This window comes from Brevibacterium atlanticum, assembly GCF_011617245.1.
In the GTDB taxonomy this organism is placed as follows: domain Bacteria; phylum Actinomycetota; class Actinomycetes; order Actinomycetales; family Brevibacteriaceae; genus Brevibacterium; species Brevibacterium atlanticum.
In genome coordinates, this window is the sequence record NZ_CP050152.1 from 3,803,790 (window position 1) to 3,819,830 (window position 16,041).

Sequence of the window (16,041 nt, forward strand, 5' to 3'; positions counted from 1 at the left end):
AGGTCGACGGCTTTCAGCGCGCTCCCGAGAACAGCAGATCAGCAGTTAGGGTGGGAGGATGAGAATCGCTACGTGGAATGTGAACTCGATCCGCGCCCGCCACGACCGCATCGGGGCCTGGCTGGATCGTTCGGATGTCGATGTCCTGGCCATCCAGGAACTCAAATGCAAGGACGCGCAGTTCCCCGAGGAGCTGTTCACCTTGCGCGGCTATGAGGTCAGCTTCCATGGCCTCAACCAGTGGAACGGTGTGGCCATCGCTTCCAGAGTCGGACTGGCCGACACCGAGATCGGCTTTGCCGACATTCCCGCATTCGGAGCGGACGAGCCCGCCGTCGAGGCTCGGGCACTGTCGGTGACCTGCAACGATGTGCGAGTCTACTCGCTCTACGTGCCCAACGGCCGCGAACTCGATCACCCTCACTACGGCTACAAACTCGAGTGGTACAAGGCGCTGACGGCTGATGTCGCCGGGCAGCTGAGCGCCGAACCGGACAAGAAACTCGTCCTCTGCGGCGACTTCAACGTGGCACCTCTGGACGAGGACGTGTGGGACATGGCCGAGTTCGAGGGCGCCACGCATGTCTCAGGGCCCGAACGCGAGGCCTTCGAGAGCCTCCTCAGTGCAGGGCTGAGCGAGGTGACCCGCCAGTTCACTCCGGGACCCGGGGTCTACACGTTCTGGGACTACCAGAAGCTGCGGTTCCCGAAGAAGCAGGGCATGCGCATCGACTTCCAGCTCGCCTCGCAGGCGCTGGCTGCCACGGCCACGGCCGGCGAGATCGACCGCGAGGAGCGCAAGGGCAAGGGCGCGTCCGACCACGCCCCCGTCATCGTCGACTACGACGTCTGAGCCCCGTCTCATCCCCGCGCCGAGGTGGGGCGACCTTGAACGGTCCCCCACCTCGGCGGCGGTCGGGGCATCGTGCCCGTCCCCCGTCTCACCCTTTGGCACCGCCGCGGCAACATTAGCCGCCAAGCCATAGACATCCTCGGCGTCTTCTGCTGAAGTGGAATCAGGAGCTAGGAAGGTGACGAGGATGTCAGCAACTGTCCGCGAACTGGTCGACGAAGCCTACGATCGGCGAGAATCGACGTGGAGAGCCGCCCTCGAGACGGTCAACGACTGGGTCGAGTCGGCCCGCGCCTCCTACGCGCTGCTCTCCGGCGACCGCGTCCGCGTGGTCGAGGGCCGCATCAAGGATCGGATGCGCACGGGTGAGAAGCTGCGCCGCAAACTCGCCGATGCCAACGATGAGATCCACGAATCCGTCGAGGTCGAGAACCAGGTCATCGATGTCGTCGGCGCCCGCGTCATCTGCCGCACCGAACGCGAACAGTCGGCCCTGTGGGATCTGCTCACCGAGGCGGTCGACGACGCGAACCTCTCCATCGCCGAGGTGCGCGACTACTCCGCCACCCCGAAGCCGTCCGGATACCGCGGCCGTCACCTCATCGTCGAGGTTCCCTTCGACTCCGAACCCTCCGTCCTCGTCGAACTCCAGCTGCGCACGATCATGCAGGACGCGTGGTGCGTCCTGGCCGAGGAGCACCTGTTCAAACCCGGCCAGGCACTCAGATCCGATGCTCAACAGGAACGACTCTCGGTCATCCTCGCCGGGCTGATGGCGCAGGCCGATTCCGTGGCCGGTTACATCGCCGATGACGTCGGCGCCTATCTCGGGATGGGCAACTCGGCCCCGCCGCGCGCATTCACCGAGGCGGTCGAATCCACCGATCCCGCCATCGAGGTCACGATCCGCGAACTCAATCATTCGTACGTCCTCGCCGCCGACGAGGTGGGCCGTCACGGCATCATCCGCTTGGAGACGCTCGGGCTGACTCCCGACAATCCCGAGCGTTCGGCCTTCCCTCATCCCGGCGACAAGTTGCAGGTGCGGATGGACGAATCGCACAACACTCGGTACTTCATCCCGGTCTCCGACCAGCACTGAGGAGACGGTCGAGCGTCTCGGTACGGTCGCCGATGCGGGCACCGCCCATGCACCGACTAGACTTGCATCCCATGGGAAAGAAGTCGAAGCGCTCCAAGGAAGAACTCATCGCCAAGCGGCTGGCCAGGGCGAAGGCCACGGCCTTCGTCGCCAGGCCGTTTGCGGACCTGCCGTTCGAGGCCGACCTCATCTGCCTGCGCGAACTCGTGCCCGCGGCCACCGCGACCGCGAAGCTCAACGAGGAGTACGGCGGCCACGAGGTCACCATCACCTCCCTCCTGCCCGCCGCGTGGCAGGCCTGGCGCCGCGACGACGGTGAGATCCTCGCCGGCATGCAGGTGCCCGTGTCCTCGACCGATGCCTCCCGAGACGTCGCCCGCGGCCTCCTTCTCGCCGCCGAGGCGGAACCGGGCACCTCGATCGAAGCGACGACCGAACCCGGTGAGGGCCCCCGGTTGCAGGACATCCTCGACACCTCCCACCCGTTCGACATCCGCGTGGCCGAGACCTTCGACTACTGGGCCCTGCCCGAGGCCGAGACCGACCCCGAGGTCGGCGCCGCCCTCCAGCAGGCCAACGACTCCGTCGCCCCGACCGAGAAGCTCGCCTCCGTCGACTCCGCCTACTGGACCGAGATGTCCGGCCGCACCTACGTCCGCTGGGCCCGCTCCGAGGGTGAGGACCGCGTCGTCGACGCGATGGCCCGACTGCAGGCCGAGAACGCCAACGACCTCGGCGGCATCGGCTCCTTCCTCGGCTACTTCCGTGCCCACGGCATCATCATCCCGGTGTGGGAGCTCGAGTTCGGCACTCAGGTCGACGATGTCGAAGAGCCCATCGCCGCCTTCGGCAAGCGCCTCGACGAGGCACTGAACACGACCGAGCCGATGAGCACCGAGGCCCGCCGCGTCCGCTCGGGCATCGTGTCCCGCCAGCTGACCATCCACTGATCTCCGCCACCCTCGCCGGCCGGGGTGGGCACGGATCCGACCGTGCCCGGCCCCGCCTCGGCGCCGGTGTCGGACAGGAGCACCCGCATGAGCGCACACCCGAACCCCGCCCCCGAGGCGGTCGCGGCCATCATCCCCGCGATGAATGAGGCCGACCGCATCGGTGCCACCGTGACCGCGGCCAAGCGGATCCCCGGCGTCGACATGGTCATCGTCGTCGACGACGGGTCGAACGATGACACGGGCCCCCTGGCCCGCCGCGCCGGCGCCGAGGTCATCACCCACCCGAAGAACAAGGGCAAGGCCCAGGCCATGATGACCGGGGCCTTCGCCCTGCGCAATCGAGAGATCTCCGACGCCGATCCCGGCATCGAACCCACCCATCGGGCGCTGCTGTTCATTGACGGCGACCTCGAGGACTCTGCCGTGAACACCGCCCCTCTGACCGCTCCCGTGCTGGCGGACGAGGCGGACATGACGATCGCGATCCTGCCTGCGCAGAAGCGCAAGGGCGGGGGCTTCGGCTTCGTCGTGGGGCTGGCGAAGAAGGGCATCGCCGAACTCTCCGGCTTCGAGGCGACCCAACCCTTGTCGGGCATGCGCTGCCTCTCCCGGGAGGCCTTCGACGCGGCCCTGCCGTTCGCCGCCGGATGGGGCGTCGAGGCGGCCATGACCATCGACGTCGTCAACGCCGGACTGCGCGTGGAAGAGGTCGAATGCGACCTCCACCACCGAGTCACCGGCCGTGACCTCAAGGCGCAGCTGCACCGCGCCGCCCAATACCGCGACGTCGCCCGCGCACTCGCCGTCCGCCGGGTCCGCCGGCTGCGGAACGGCGGGTCCGCCGAAGTGAAGAAGGATGGGAAGAAGTGACTCTGCAGCGTTTCGGATACCTCGGCCCGGAAGCCACCTTCACCGAGGCTGCCCTGCTGACGTACCTCGACTCCCAGGGTCTGCGTGGCACCGCATCCACCGAGCCGATGCGCAACGCCCCGTCCGCACTCGACGCGGTGCTCGAGGGTGACTGCGATGCCGCCGTCGTCCCGATCGAGAACTCCGTCGAGGGAGGGGTGCCGGCGACGATCGACGCCCTGACCGAACACGGTCGCCTGCAGATCGTCGCCGAGGTGGTCGTGCCCGTCCGCTTCGTCCTCGCTGTGAAGCCGGGGACGACGAGCGAAGGGGTCACCTCCTTCGGCTCTCACCCGCACGGTGAGGCGCAGGTGCGGGCCTTCATGTCCGAGCACTACCCCGAGGCCGTGTACCTGCCGACCTCGTCGACGGCCGCGGCGGCCCGCGACCTGGCCAATGATGCCGGCGACCACATCGCCGCCGTCTGCCCGGCCCTGGCGGCCGAACGTTACGGCCTCGACGTCATCGCCGAGGACATCGGCGATCGCCAGGACGCGGTGACCCGCTTCGTCGTCGTCACCCGACCCGGCCCCATTCCCGCACCGACCGGAGCGGACAAGACGACGATCGTCGCGGCGCTGCGCTCGGACCGGGCAGGTTCGCTGCTCGAGGTGCTCGAGCAGTTCTCCAGCCGCGGCATCAACATGTCCCGCATCGAATCCCGTCCGACCGGCGACGGCCTGGGGCTCTACCAGTTCTCGATCGACCTGCTCGGGCACATCCACGAGGCGCGGATGGCCGAGGCGCTCCAAGGCGTCCACCGGTCCACGCTCAAACTCTCGTTCCTCGGCAGCTATCCGAGCGCCGACGGCACGGTGACGCCGGTCGACCCGACGACGACGGACGAGTCCTTCGCCGTGGCCGCCGACTGGCTGGAGCACATCCTCGGCGACTGAGTCTGCGATACTGATGCCTACTGGAAGGTAGGTGGGTCCAGATTGTCAGAATTCGGCCTGTTTCCGGCAATCTGGCCCCACTTGACGTCGGTTCACCGGCCGACGGAGGCGACAGAGGAGTCGACGATGAACACAGACAGCCGCACATCCCCCGACGCGATCATCGTCGGGGCCGGGCTCGCCGGACTCGTCGCCGCCTACGAACTCACCCAAGCCGGCAAGCGCGTGCTCATCCTCGACCAGGAGAACCGAGCGAACCTCGGCGGGCAGGCGTTCTGGTCCCTCGGTGGACTCTTCCTCATCGACTCCCCCGAACAGCGCAGGCTGCGCGTCCACGATTCGCTCGAACTCGCACGAAGCGACTGGGCCACCTCGGCGGGATTCGACCGGGAGGACGATCACTGGCCGCGGAAATGGTCGGAGGCCTATCTCGAGTTCGCCGCCGGCGAGAAGCGCCAGTACCTGCGTGACCTGGGCCTGCGCCTGACCCCGATCGTCGGCTGGGCCGAACGCGGCGGTTCCGGGTCGGATGAGCACGGCAATTCCGTCCCCCGCTTCCACCTCACCTGGGGCACCGGCCCCGAGGTGGTCCGGGTCTTCCGCGAACCCGTCGAAGCCGCCGAGGCTGCCGGCCTCATCGACTTCGGCTTCCGTCACCGTGTCGACGAGCTCATCACCGACGGTGGTGCCGTCGTCGGCGTCCGCGGGCGGGTGCTCGCCCCCTCCCCCACGGCCCGCGGAGTCGAGTCGAATCGGGACGAGGTCGAGGACTTCGAGTACCGCGCTCCTGCCGTCATCGTCACCAGCGGCGGGATCGGGCACAATTTCGCACTCATGGAGAAGTACTGGCCGGTCGACCGCCTCGGCGAGTTCCCGGACACGATGCTCGCCGGTGTACCGGCCCATGTGGACGGACGGATGCTGCAGATCTCGGAGGATGCCGGGGCGAGCCTGATCAACCGAGACCGGATCTGGGCGTACACGGAGGGCATCGAGAACTGGAATCCGATCTGGCCGGGGCATGGGATCCGCATCATTCCGGGACCCTCGTCGCTGTGGTTCGATGCCGAGGGCAACCGGTTCCCGGCGCCGAACTATCCGGGTTTCGACACGAACCGGACGATGAAGACGATCCTGGCGACCGGGTATGACTATTCGTGGTTCGTGCTCAACGAGTCGATCATCCGCAAGGAGTTCGCACTCTCGGGCTCGGAGCAGAACCCGGACATCACGGAGAAGGACATCCGGATCGCGCTCGACCGGGTGCGCTCCTCCGATGCCCCGGCACCGATCGAGGCATTCAAGAAGTACGGGGCGGATTTCGTCGTGGCCAAGACGACCGAGGAGCTCGTGGCGGGGATGAACGAACGCTCCCGCGGACCGGTCATCGACCACGACAGGTTGGTCGAACAGATCGTTCAGCGTGACCGGCAGACCGATCATGCGTTCTCCAAGGACGCTCAGGTCCAGGCGATCCACAATGCGCGGTCCTACCTCGGCGACAAGATCGTCCGGGCGGTGAAACCGCATAAGATCCTCGATCCGGACCATGGGCCGCTCATCGCGGTGCGGCTGAGCCTGCTCTCACGCAAGACGCTCGGCGGGCTGGAGACGAACCTCGACGGGCAGGTCATCGGCGCTGGCGGCCGCCGAGACGGCTCCGGCGGAGACGGCACTCCGATTCCCGGTCTCTTTGCCGCCGGCGAGGTCACGGGCTTCGGCGGTGGCGGTATGCACGGGTACAACGCACTCGAGGGAACGTTCCTCGGCGGGTGCATCTTCTCCGGTCTGCGCGCAGGTCGCGCGGTGGCGGCCGGCGGAGGGTCGGCTGGGGCCGACGGGTCAGTCGGAGCAGCCGGTGCAGGCAGGGCAGGCGGTAATGGCACGGCCGGAAGCGAATCGTGAGGGGCAGCGTGAACACCGGGCCAGGCGAACTCACCGTCCTCATCACCGGCGGCACCTCGGGCATCGGCAGGGCACTTGTCGAAGCTTTGGCCGCGATGGGCTGCATGGTGCTGACGACGAGCCGCGACCCTCGTCGCCTGTCTCCGGCGGACAGTGTCCCCGGAGTCCGGTACCTGACCCTCGACCTCGCCGATGCGCATGGCCCGGAGGCACTGGCCGAAGAGCTCGAGAGCCTCGGCGTGCTCGGTGAGATCGATGTGCTCGTGAACAATGCCGGAGAGAGCCAGTCCGGTCCCTTCGAAGAGCTGCCCGCCGAGGCGATCGAGCGCCTGTTCCGCACCAACGTGTTCGGACCTGTGCGGCTGAGCCAGCTCGTACTGCCCGGGATGCGACGTCGCAGGTCGGGCCGCATCATCATGGTCGGCTCGATGCTCGCGAGCTTCCCGCTCGCCCACCGCAGCTCGTACTCGGCGGCGAAGGCCGCGCTGTGGGGTTTCGCCACGGCTGCCCGACAAGAGCTCTCGCCCTTCGGTGTGTGGGTGAGTACAGTCGAACCCGGGTCGATCGCCACGGGCATCGGGCTGCGCCGGACGAAGTATCTCGAGGAGGGCTCGCCCTACGGCGAGGATGTCGCCACGATGCTCGAGCATCTCGATGCCAATGAGCGGAACGGGATTCCACCGGAGAAGGTCGCCGCCACGATCATCGACGCCGTCGTCTCGCCCCGGCCGCGGGAGTTCTACGCCGTCGGCAGCCGCGCTCCGCTGCCGTTCCTGCTCAAAAGGGTGCTTCCGCGCGGACTCATGTCGACGATCGTCGCCGCCCAACACGGCCTGAAGCGCTGAGGGCCCCTTACTGGAACCGAGACGGGATGAGGTGCTGGGTCGTCGAGATCCCGAGCACCCGCTGCTGGCGCGACAGGTTATACGTCCGGTCGGCCTGCAGGTATTCTGCGAGGAAGAGCTTCGCGCGATCACCGCGCTTGAACATGCCCTTGACCTTGAGCCCGAGTTTCGCCGCCACCAGCGCCTTGTCCTTCGCCACGCCTTCGATGACGACCTGCTCATAGCCCATCCGCGCGAAGTGCGTGACGATGGCGTCCTTGAGCCGGTACGGGGTGGGGTCACCGATGTTGAACGGTCCGGCCGCCGAGGGCACGTCGAGGCAGGCGAGCGCGGCACGGACGACATTGTCGACATGCGTGAGAGTGATCTTCTGTCGTCCGCCTCCGGGCAGACGCAGCACGCCCTTCTTCGCCATACCGCGCAGGAACGGCATGAGCATCGTCTCTCCCGGCCCATAGACGGCAGCGGGTCGCAGTATCGCAGCATCGGGTCGGATACGGGAGACGAGCTGTTCGGCCAGAGCGTGGGTGCGCGAGTACGCATCGGCGAACTCGGTCGGGTCCTTCGGCCCGGCCTCCTCCCAGAGCTCGGCATGCGGTGCCGTCGAGGAGTACACCGTCGTCGATGACAGGTGAACGATGCGTGCCTTCGGAAAGGCATCGAGGACATGGCGCGTGCCCGTCACCTTCACCTCGTAGAGCGCGTCGTCATCGGCGCTGACGGAAGCGATGCCCGCGCAGTGGAAGACCGCCGTGGTCTTCGCCGCCAGCGAGGTCACGGTCTGCGGGGCGGGTTCGGCGATATCCCACTGCTGGAAGTTCACCCCGGGGATCTCCGGATCCCGTCGGCCCAAGGCGTAGACGGTCTCGTCCCTGTCGGCGAGCGCACGAGCGATGGCACCGCCGATGAAGCCGCTGGCTCCGGTCACTATCACTGCCACGTCGAAACCACTCCCGTCCTCATCAGCGCGTTCTGCGATTCCTCAGTCTACTCGCGGTGCCGCCACTGCGGTTCCCGTTTGGTCAGGAACGCGTCGATCCCCTCCTGCGCATCGGCCGCGACGGCATTGTGCGCCATCACCTCGGACATCCGCGCGTATGCCTCGGCCACCGGCAGCTCGCGCTGTTCGTAGAACGCGGCCTTGCCGATCGCGACGGTCGCCGAGGAGGCAGACGCGACCTTCCGCGCCAGGTCGAGCGTGGCGGTTTCGAGTTCGTCATCAGCCACGACGTCGGAGACGAGACCGAACCGCAGCGCCTCCTCGGAGGAGACGAAATCACCGGTGAGCAGCATCCGCATCGCCGTCTTCGCTGGCACCGCACGGGACAGTGCCACCATCGGCGTCGAACAGAACAGTCCGATCTTCACCCCCGGAGTCGCAAATTTCGCCGAGGCGGCCGCCACTGCCAGATCGCAAGTGGCCACGAGCTGACAGCCAGCCGCCGTCGCCACTCCCTGCACCTGTGCGATGACCGGCTGCGGGATGTGCTGGATGAGCTGCATGAGACGCGAACATGCCTCGAAGATCTCCTGCTGCGTCTCGAGCTCCGCCCCGCGGACTTCCTTGAGGTCATGGCCGGAACTGAACACATGGCCCGCGGTCGACAGGACGACGGCACGCACATCGGTGCGGTGAGCCACCTCGGCGAAGGTATCGATGAGGTCATTCATCACCGACAGCGACAGGGCGTTGCGGGTGTTCGGCTCGTTGATCGTCACGGTCGCGACTCCGTCGTCTGCCTGCGCGAATACAATTGATTCGGACATAGTCACATTCTGTCAAAGATCACACGTCCGGAGCAGTTGCTGTGTCGCCTTTCCGCCCGCGACCGATCTCATCCCCAGGTCGGCGGGGCCCGACGCGAGGGAGAGAACCATGACCACTCTGCTGATGATCATCGGATTCGGTGCCGCGACCTCGGTCGTGGTCGGACTCGGACAGAAGCTCAAACTCCCGTGGCCGGCGCTCATGGTCCTCATCGGCATCGCCGGTGCCTTCATCCCCACCTTCGCCGAAATCACCATCGAACCCGAGCTCATCCTCCCCCTGTTCCTGCCGCCGCTGCTCTTCGCCGCCGCGCAGAAGACCTCCTGGGCGCTGTTCGCCATCCGGTGGCGGACGATCCTCGGGATGGCCGTCGCGCTCGTCGGAGTGACCGTGGCCGCCGTCGCCGGATCCGCCCTCCTCCTCGTCCCGGGGATCACGATCGCCGCGGCCATCGCGCTGGGGGCGATGCTCGCCCCGCCTGACCCGGTCGCCGTCGACGCCGTGGCCGGCACCGTCTCGATCCCGCGCCGGATCATGTCGACCCTGCAGTCCGAGGGCCTGTTCAACGACGCCGCCTCCCTCGTCATCTTCCAGACCGCGATGGCCGCGGCGATGGCCGGCACCGAGGTGGATTACACAGATCTCGCGATCTCCTTCGTCCTCTCCGCGGTCGTTGCGGTCGGCGTCGGGCTCCTCGTCTCCTTCGTCGTGTCCTGGGTGATGGAGAAGATCGACCACACGGTCGCCCGCTCCTCGCTCATGCTCATGCTGCCCTTCGGCGTCTACCTCATCGCCGAGCACTTCCACGCCAGCGGTGTCATCGCCGTCGTCGTCGCCGCCCTCGAGATGCGCCGCCGCGACGTCGAAGGCAACTCGGCCGAACGCGTCACCCAGAACTCGACGTGGCAGGTCCTCGAGATGCTCATCACCGGCATCGCCTTCGGACTCATCGGCCTCGACCTGCGCATGATCGTCGAATCCGAACACGCCGACCTCAGCCGGGCGATCATCGTCGGACTCATCATCGCCGTGGTCATCATCGCCGTGCGCTTCGGCTGGCTGCTGCTCGGCACCATCCTCAGCCGCAGACACACCGAGGACGACCCGGATGCCGCCCCGCTCAACCTCCGCGATGCCACGCTGATGACCTGGGGCGGGATGCGCGGGCTTGCGACGATCGCTCTGGCTCTGTCGATTCCGGCGACGACCAACACCGGCGAGGACTTCCCCGGACGGTCCTACATCGTCGTCGCCGCGGCCGTCATCCTGCTCGTCACCCTCGTCCTCGCAGGGCTGACCTTCCCCGCCGTCGTCGATGGGCTCGGCATCGACGACGAGGCGGAACGGGAGCAGCAGGCGACGAAGGACATCGCGCTGCGTGCCTACAAGGCCGCGATCAGGCAGATCAAGAACGATGACAGCCTCCCCGACGAGGTGGCCGAACCGCTGCGCGCCCGGTTCAAGGCCCTCCACGCCCAGCTGCTCGGCACGACGGATGACCAGGCGAGTTCCGAACAGGCGACCGCGTTCAAGGAGCACCGAGAGCAGATGCTCGCGGTGCAGAAGAAGGCGATGCAGTCTGCCCGCGCCGAGGTGCTGCGGGCCCGCCGTGAGAGAGGCACCGATCCGGAGATCGCCGACAAGGTCCTCCGCCGCTTCGACCTCCAGTCCGTGCTCGTGCGATAGGTGCGGGGCGGGCGAATGCCCACATCTGCACCACAGTCCGCGTCTGCCCCCGCGACAGTGCACGCGTCCGTACGAAGCTGCGAGCCGCCTCGGCGAGATCTCCTCTGATTTCTCCTTCAGAATCAAAGTTGAGTGGAATAGACTCAACTTTGTCGGTGTTGTGCTTTTCGAGAGCTGTAATCAGCACAGAACTTTGAGAAGGAGATGCGTATGGACGCACAGATGACAACCAAATCCCGGGAGGCGCTGCAGACTGCGGTCAACGACGTCGTCGCCCGGCACAACAACCAGATCGAACCGGCCCACCTCGTCGCCGCGCTGCTCAAGCAGCCCGACTCCCTGGCCTCGGCCCTGCTGACGAAGGTCGGCGCCGACCCGCAGTCGGTGCTCACTTCGATCGAAGCAGTGATCGGCGGGTTCCCCACGGTCAGCGGTTCCTCGGTCAGCCAGCCGGGCCTGTCCCGGCCCGGACTCGAGATGATGAACCTCGCTCAGGAGGAGATGACCGCCCTCGGCGATCAGTTCGTCTCCACCGAGCACCTGCTGCTGGCTGCCGCGGCCGGCAAGGACGGCGCCGGCGATGCGCTGCGTGAGTCCGGAGCCGGACGCGAGGCTCTGCTCGCGGCCCTGCCCGAGCTGCGCGGAGGGAAGAAGGTCACCTCGGAGAATCCCGAGGAGACCATGCAGTCGCTGGAGAAGTTCGGTGTCGACCTCACCGCCACCGCCCGCGAAGGCAAACTCGACCCGGTGATCGGCCGTGACAAGGAGGTGCGCCGCGTCGTCCAGGTGCTCTCGCGCAGGACGAAGAACAACCCCGTCCTCATCGGCGAGCCCGGCGTCGGCAAGACCGCCGTCGTCGAAGGCCTGGCCCAGCGGATCGTCGCCGGCGACGTGCCGGAATCGCTGCGGGACAAGACGCTCATCAGCCTCGACCTCTCGGCGATGGTCGCCGGCGCGAAGTACCGCGGTGAGTTCGAGGAGCGGCTCAAAGCCGTGCTCGAGGAGATCAAGAACGCCGACGGGCAGATCATCACCTTCATCGACGAGCTCCACACGATCGTCGGTGCCGGTGCCGGAGGCGATTCGTCGATGGACGCGGGCAACATGCTCAAACCGATGCTCGCCCGCGGTGAACTCCGCCTGATCGGCGCCACCACCCTGGACGAGTACCGCGAGAACATCGAGAAGGATCCTGCGCTGGAGCGCCGGTTCCAGCAGGTGTTCGTCGGAGAGCCGAGCGTCGAAGACACGATCGCGATCCTCCGCGGGCTCAAGGAGCGCTACGAGGCCCACCACAAGGTCTCGATCAACGACGGCGCTCTGGTCGCCGCGGCCACCATGTCGAACCGGTACATCACCGGCCGACAGCTGCCCGACAAGGCCATCGACCTCGTCGACGAGGCGGCCTCGAGGCTGCGGATGGAGATCGATTCGGCCCCGGTCGAGATCGATGAGCTCCGCCGTGCCGTCGATCGTCTGAAGATGGAGGACATGGCCCTGGCGAAGGAGACCGACTCCGCGTCGGTCGAGCGCCTCAGCGCGCTGCGCGCCGACCTCGCCGACAAGGAAGAAGAGCTGCGTGCCCTCGAAGCGACCTGGGAGTCCCAGCGTGCCGGCCTCAACAGGGTCGGTGAGCTGAAGACGAAGCTCGACGAGCTGCGGTCGGCCGCCGAGAAGGCACAGCGCGACACGGACCTCGAGACCGCGTCCCGTCTGCTCTACGGGGAGATCCCCGCCGTGCAGAAGGAGATCGCCGAGGCCGAAGCCGAAGAGGCGCAGGCCGAAGCCGGTCAGACCTCGGATCCGATGGTCTCGGACAAGGTCTCCGGCAACGACATCGCCGAGGTGGTCTCGTCCTGGACGGGCATCCCCGCCGGACGCCTCATGCAGGGTGAGATCGAGAAGCTGCTCGGGGCGGAGAACGTCCTCGGTGAGCGTCTGATCGGTCAGAAGGACGCCGTCGCCGCGGTCTCAGACGCCATCCGCCGTTCACGTGCGGGTGTCGCCGATCCGGATCGTCCGACCGGTTCGTTCCTGTTCCTCGGCCCCACCGGCGTCGGTAAGACGGAGCTCGCGAAATCCCTCGCGGACTTCCTCTTCGACGATGAGAAGGCCCTGATCAGGATCGACATGAGCGAATACGGTGAGAAGCACACCGTGTCCCGCCTCGTCGGTGCTCCTCCCGGCTATGTCGGCTACGACGAGGGCGGCCAGCTCACCGAGGCGGTCCGCCGTCGGCCCTATTCCGTGGTCCTGCTCGACGAGGTGGAGAAGGCACATCCGAGTGTCTTCGACATCCTGTTGCAGGTCCTCGACGACGGTCGGCTCACCGACGGTCAGGGTCGCACGGTCGACTTCAGGAACACCATCCTGATCCTGACCTCGAACCTCGGTTCGCAGTTCCTCGTCGACACCTCGCTGTCCGATGCGGAACAGCGGGAGAAGGTCATGGATGTCGTGCACGCGACGTTCAAGCCGGAGTTCCTCAACCGCCTCGACGACATCGTGCTCTTCGATGCCCTCGGCAAGGACGAGCTCTCGTCGATCGTCGACCTGCAGATCCAGCACATGGCGCGCAGGCTCTCCGATCGCCGGATCTCGCTCGAGGTCACGCAGGGCGCCGAAGACTGGTTGGCCCTCGAAGGCTACGACCCGGCATTCGGCGCCAGGCCGCTGCGCAGGCTGGTCCAGCGCGAGATCGGCGACAAGCTGGCCCGCGCCCTGCTGGCCGGTGACATCGTCGACGGTGACACCGTCGTGGTCGACCTGCCCGAGGACCCCGAGACCCGAGGCCTGGAGCTGCGCCCCAAGCGGTGAGGCTCCCGGGCCGCGGGCTGCAAGCTGCGGTTGCGGGTTCGGGCCAGCCTGATGCTGGCCCAGAGCCGAATGGCACACGTTTCTCTGAATAGCCCGCGTTCTTCGGTGAGCGTTTCAGAGAAACGTGTGCCATTCGTCATCTGCCGGCCTTCGCACCGGTTCCACCCGCGGCCCGCGGCGCGGTCGATGTCCACCAGTGTCTGAGGTAGGCGGCGAGCTTCGCGAACGACCGGTCGCGGATGAAGATCGCGTCGACGGCGATCATCGTCAGCGAGAACCACGGCAGGCCCATGAGCAGCGCGATGCCGAGGTGGAAGGACAGGATGCCGAGCAGACCGACGATCCGGGTGTAGCGGTTGAAGAGCATGAAGGGGAACGCGCACTGGAAGAGGATCGACCCCCACGAGATCGCCACCACCATCGGCCCCCATGCCGTCATCAGGTCTGAGAGCACCGGCCACGTCCCGAACTGCTGCGTGTGCAGGGGGTTGTAGACGGCGAAGCCGTGCTGCCACGCGGCGCCGCCGGCCTTGTACAGGCCGCCGGACATGTAGATCGCGCACACCTGGAACGCGAGGACGACGATGGCGAGGTTGTTCGCCATGATGAGCGCCCACCGCCACGAGCCGCCGTCCGTCTCCGGGAAGCGAGGACTCCGTGCCCGACGCCTGGCATCGAGCGACCACCGCCGAGTCGTGTCGGCGAAGAGGAGAGCGATCAGGAACATGCGGTAGGCGTTGTCGCCCTGATCCCCGGCCCCGTCGTTGAGCTCGATGAAGCTCACCCACAGCACGAGGTAGAACGGCAGGACGATCCGCGTCCGCCACCCGAGGATGATCACCACGGCCAAGACCGCCAGACCGATCATCATCGCCGTGAACAGCGGCGGCACAGTCACCGCCCGGTGGAAGAGCGAGAAGAGCCAGATGTTCGGGAAATCGCTCTTCGGTGCGGCGATCTCGCCGTTCCAGGCCGATCCCACGCCGAACGTGTAGTGCCGTGCGTTGAAGTTCGTGAGGATGAGGCCGAGCCCGGTGATCCCGATGAGGATCCGCGTCACCGCGAGCCCGTAGGTCGCGTGATAGCGGCCGGTGAGCATCTCCTCGAGCCAGTTCCAGCCGTTCGCGATCTTCGTCCGCACGAGCGTCGTCAGCGGAACGAGTCCGACCGCGCCGACGCCGTCATAGTCGCGATCCCTCGCCGAGGCGGCCGTACCGTCATCGTCGCGATCCCTCGCCGAGGCAGCCGTACCGTCATCGTCGCGATCCCTCGCTGAGGCGACCGTTCCGTCACCGTGGACCGCTTCGTCACCGCGCAGCGCAGAGTCCTTCGCCCGCTTCTTCGCCGAGGCGGTCGTGGCCTCCTCGTAGACCGGCACGTCGCCCGCCCCATCCTTCGGGGTCGTCTCGTCACTGTTCACCGACGCACCTCACTTCGTCGGAGGAGCAGAAGTACTTCGTAAACTCCTCTTGGGACTGATGCTTCTCGGTCACGAGCGCACGCCATCCCACCGGCACCGGCTGAATGTCGGGACGTTCGGCGTTCTTGTCGTTGCGGTCGGCGAAGGGCACCACATTCCGGCGGGCCGCCTGATACTGGACGCGCTGGACATCGTCACCCCAGATCGCCTTCGCCACCTGCGTCGCATAAGCCGTGGCCGTGTGCTCGCTCTCGAGGTAGGACGACACCGTGTTCTTCGGATCGTCGTACTCCTTCAGCTTCGTCTCCAACCGGTCGACCGAGTCATCGCCCTTGAAGTAGTCGAGCTTGACGATCGCCTTCTGATCGTCGGGCAGGTCCTCCCACGAACCCTTGATGTCCGAAGCCACACCGATGCCCAGCCCGGCCGACCGCGGTGGGAACAGTTTGTACGTCGAGTGGTCGAGTTCGACGTCTGTGGCCCTGACCCACTGGGTGATCTCCTCGCCCTTGTCGGTCTTGATCACCGCGCGGACGTCGAAGTAGTAGTCGCCGTTGATCGGCTCGGGTGCGAACACGCTCCACGACTGACCCCACATCGGAATCATGTACTTCGACAGCAGATCTCCGGGGATGACCTCTCTCAATGTCGAGGAGGGGGCGATCCACAGGAAGCTGGCGAAGAGGTGGAAGCCGGTGATCGCCATGGCGATCACCATCAGGGTCCGCTTCACCGCCGAACGTGGCCGAGGTCTGTCTTCGGTCGGCTTGTTGTCCATCTCGGTTCCAAATTCTCTTAAGCGTCTACTCGTGCCGGCACCGGATCAGAAGCCCGTCCGGGCCGCTCTCCGACGTCCGTGGTGACGGCACACAGTCATTAGGGTACTT

13 protein-coding genes are annotated in these 16,041 nt (G+C 66.7%); 9 read left to right on the top strand and 4 right to left on the bottom strand.

Annotated elements, in window-relative coordinates; translation table 11 throughout:
- The first annotated feature begins 58 nt into the window (after positions 1-58).
- The 7 genes from GUY23_RS16930 to GUY23_RS16960 all read left to right on the top strand — a co-directional run bounded on the left by GUY23_RS16930 (position 59) and on the right by GUY23_RS16960 (position 7,463).
- Complete coding sequence (locus tag GUY23_RS16930) at positions 59-853, top strand: exodeoxyribonuclease III (RefSeq protein WP_166974609.1); 795 nt, start codon at positions 59-61, stop codon at positions 851-853.
- A gap of 187 nt (positions 854-1,040) precedes the next feature.
- Positions 1,041-1,955 carry a GTP pyrophosphokinase gene (locus GUY23_RS16935; protein ID WP_166974612.1) on the top strand — a complete coding sequence of 305 codons (915 nt, stop codon included), beginning with the start codon at positions 1,041-1,043 and terminating at the stop codon, positions 1,953-1,955.
- A gap of 71 nt (positions 1,956-2,026) precedes the next feature.
- Positions 2,027-2,905, top strand: coding sequence for a DUF5926 family protein (locus tag GUY23_RS16940; RefSeq protein ID WP_166974615.1), 879 nt, complete (start codon positions 2,027-2,029; stop codon positions 2,903-2,905).
- Positions 2,906-2,992: 87 nt separating this feature from the next.
- On the top strand, positions 2,993-3,778 hold the full coding sequence (locus tag GUY23_RS16945; protein ID WP_166974618.1) for a glycosyltransferase family 2 protein: 786 nt from the start codon (positions 2,993-2,995) through the stop codon (positions 3,776-3,778).
- Complete coding sequence (pheA, locus tag GUY23_RS16950) at positions 3,775-4,713, top strand: prephenate dehydratase (RefSeq protein ID WP_166974621.1); 939 nt, start codon at positions 3,775-3,777, stop codon at positions 4,711-4,713. Before GUY23_RS16945 ends, pheA begins: the two co-directional genes overlap by 4 nt.
- A 126-nt stretch (positions 4,714-4,839) precedes the next feature.
- Positions 4,840-6,618 (top strand): FAD-binding dehydrogenase, encoded by a 1,779-nt coding sequence (locus GUY23_RS16955; protein ID WP_166974624.1) that lies wholly within the window; start codon positions 4,840-4,842, stop codon positions 6,616-6,618.
- Positions 6,619-6,626: 8 nt separating this feature from the next.
- Positions 6,627-7,463 (top strand): SDR family oxidoreductase, encoded by an 837-nt coding sequence (locus tag GUY23_RS16960; protein ID WP_208085392.1) that lies wholly within the window; start codon positions 6,627-6,629, stop codon positions 7,461-7,463.
- Positions 7,464-7,470: 7 nt separating this feature from the next.
- Here the strand turns inward: GUY23_RS16960 and GUY23_RS16965 are convergent, their stop codons facing one another.
- The gene (locus GUY23_RS16965) at positions 7,471-8,403 is read right to left on the bottom strand and encodes an NAD-dependent epimerase/dehydratase family protein (RefSeq protein WP_166974630.1); all 933 of its coding nucleotides are present in this window, start codon (positions 8,401-8,403) and stop codon (positions 7,471-7,473) included.
- Between the two features lie 47 nt (positions 8,404-8,450).
- The gene (locus GUY23_RS16970; RefSeq protein ID WP_166974633.1) at positions 8,451-9,230 is read right to left on the bottom strand and encodes an enoyl-CoA hydratase; all 780 of its coding nucleotides are present in this window, start codon (positions 9,228-9,230) and stop codon (positions 8,451-8,453) included.
- Positions 9,231-9,339: 109 nt separating this feature from the next.
- Between GUY23_RS16970 and GUY23_RS16975 the strand changes: the two genes are divergently transcribed.
- Positions 9,340-10,917 (top strand): Na+/H+ antiporter, encoded by a 1,578-nt coding sequence (locus tag GUY23_RS16975; protein WP_166974636.1) that lies wholly within the window; start codon positions 9,340-9,342, stop codon positions 10,915-10,917.
- 210 nt (positions 10,918-11,127) lie between these two features.
- Entirely contained in the window at positions 11,128-13,734 is a 2,607-nt protein-coding gene (gene clpB / locus GUY23_RS16980; protein ID WP_166974639.1) for an ATP-dependent chaperone ClpB, read from the top strand.
- A 136-nt stretch (positions 13,735-13,870) separates the two neighbouring features.
- Here clpB and GUY23_RS16985 read toward each other — a convergent pair whose 3' ends face one another.
- The gene (locus GUY23_RS16985) at positions 13,871-15,154 is read right to left on the bottom strand and encodes an HTTM domain-containing protein (protein WP_323127134.1); all 1,284 of its coding nucleotides are present in this window, start codon (positions 15,152-15,154) and stop codon (positions 13,871-13,873) included.
- Positions 15,144-15,932, bottom strand: a complete 789-nt coding sequence (locus tag GUY23_RS16990; RefSeq protein ID WP_166974641.1) for a DUF5819 family protein — start codon at positions 15,930-15,932, stop codon at positions 15,144-15,146. The genes GUY23_RS16985 and GUY23_RS16990 overlap by 11 nt, the downstream gene beginning before the upstream one ends.
- Between the last annotated feature and the right edge of the window lie 109 nt (positions 15,933-16,041).

Bases quoted from the DNA above. Each gene is read 5' to 3' on its own strand.
- GUY23_RS16955 (WP_166974624.1), top strand. From the start codon at position 4,840: ATGAACACAGACAGCCGCACATCCCCCGACGCGATCATCGTCGGGGCC.
- GUY23_RS16940 (WP_166974615.1), top strand. From the start codon at position 2,027: ATGGGAAAGAAGTCGAAGCGCTCCAAGGAAGAACTCATCGCCAAGCGG.
- GUY23_RS16970 (WP_166974633.1), bottom strand. From the start codon at position 9,230: ATGTCCGAATCAATTGTATTCGCGCAGGCAGACGACGGAGTCGCGACC.
- GUY23_RS16935 (WP_166974612.1), top strand. From the start codon at position 1,041: ATGTCAGCAACTGTCCGCGAACTGGTCGACGAAGCCTACGATCGGCGA.
- clpB (WP_166974639.1), top strand. From the start codon at position 11,128: ATGGACGCACAGATGACAACCAAATCCCGGGAGGCGCTGCAGACTGCG.
- GUY23_RS16990 (WP_166974641.1), bottom strand. From the start codon at position 15,932: ATGGACAACAAGCCGACCGAAGACAGACCTCGGCCACGTTCGGCGGTG.
- GUY23_RS16975 (WP_166974636.1), top strand. From the start codon at position 9,340: ATGACCACTCTGCTGATGATCATCGGATTCGGTGCCGCGACCTCGGTC.
- GUY23_RS16930 (WP_166974609.1), top strand. From the start codon at position 59: ATGAGAATCGCTACGTGGAATGTGAACTCGATCCGCGCCCGCCACGAC.
- GUY23_RS16945 (WP_166974618.1), top strand. From the start codon at position 2,993: ATGAGCGCACACCCGAACCCCGCCCCCGAGGCGGTCGCGGCCATCATC.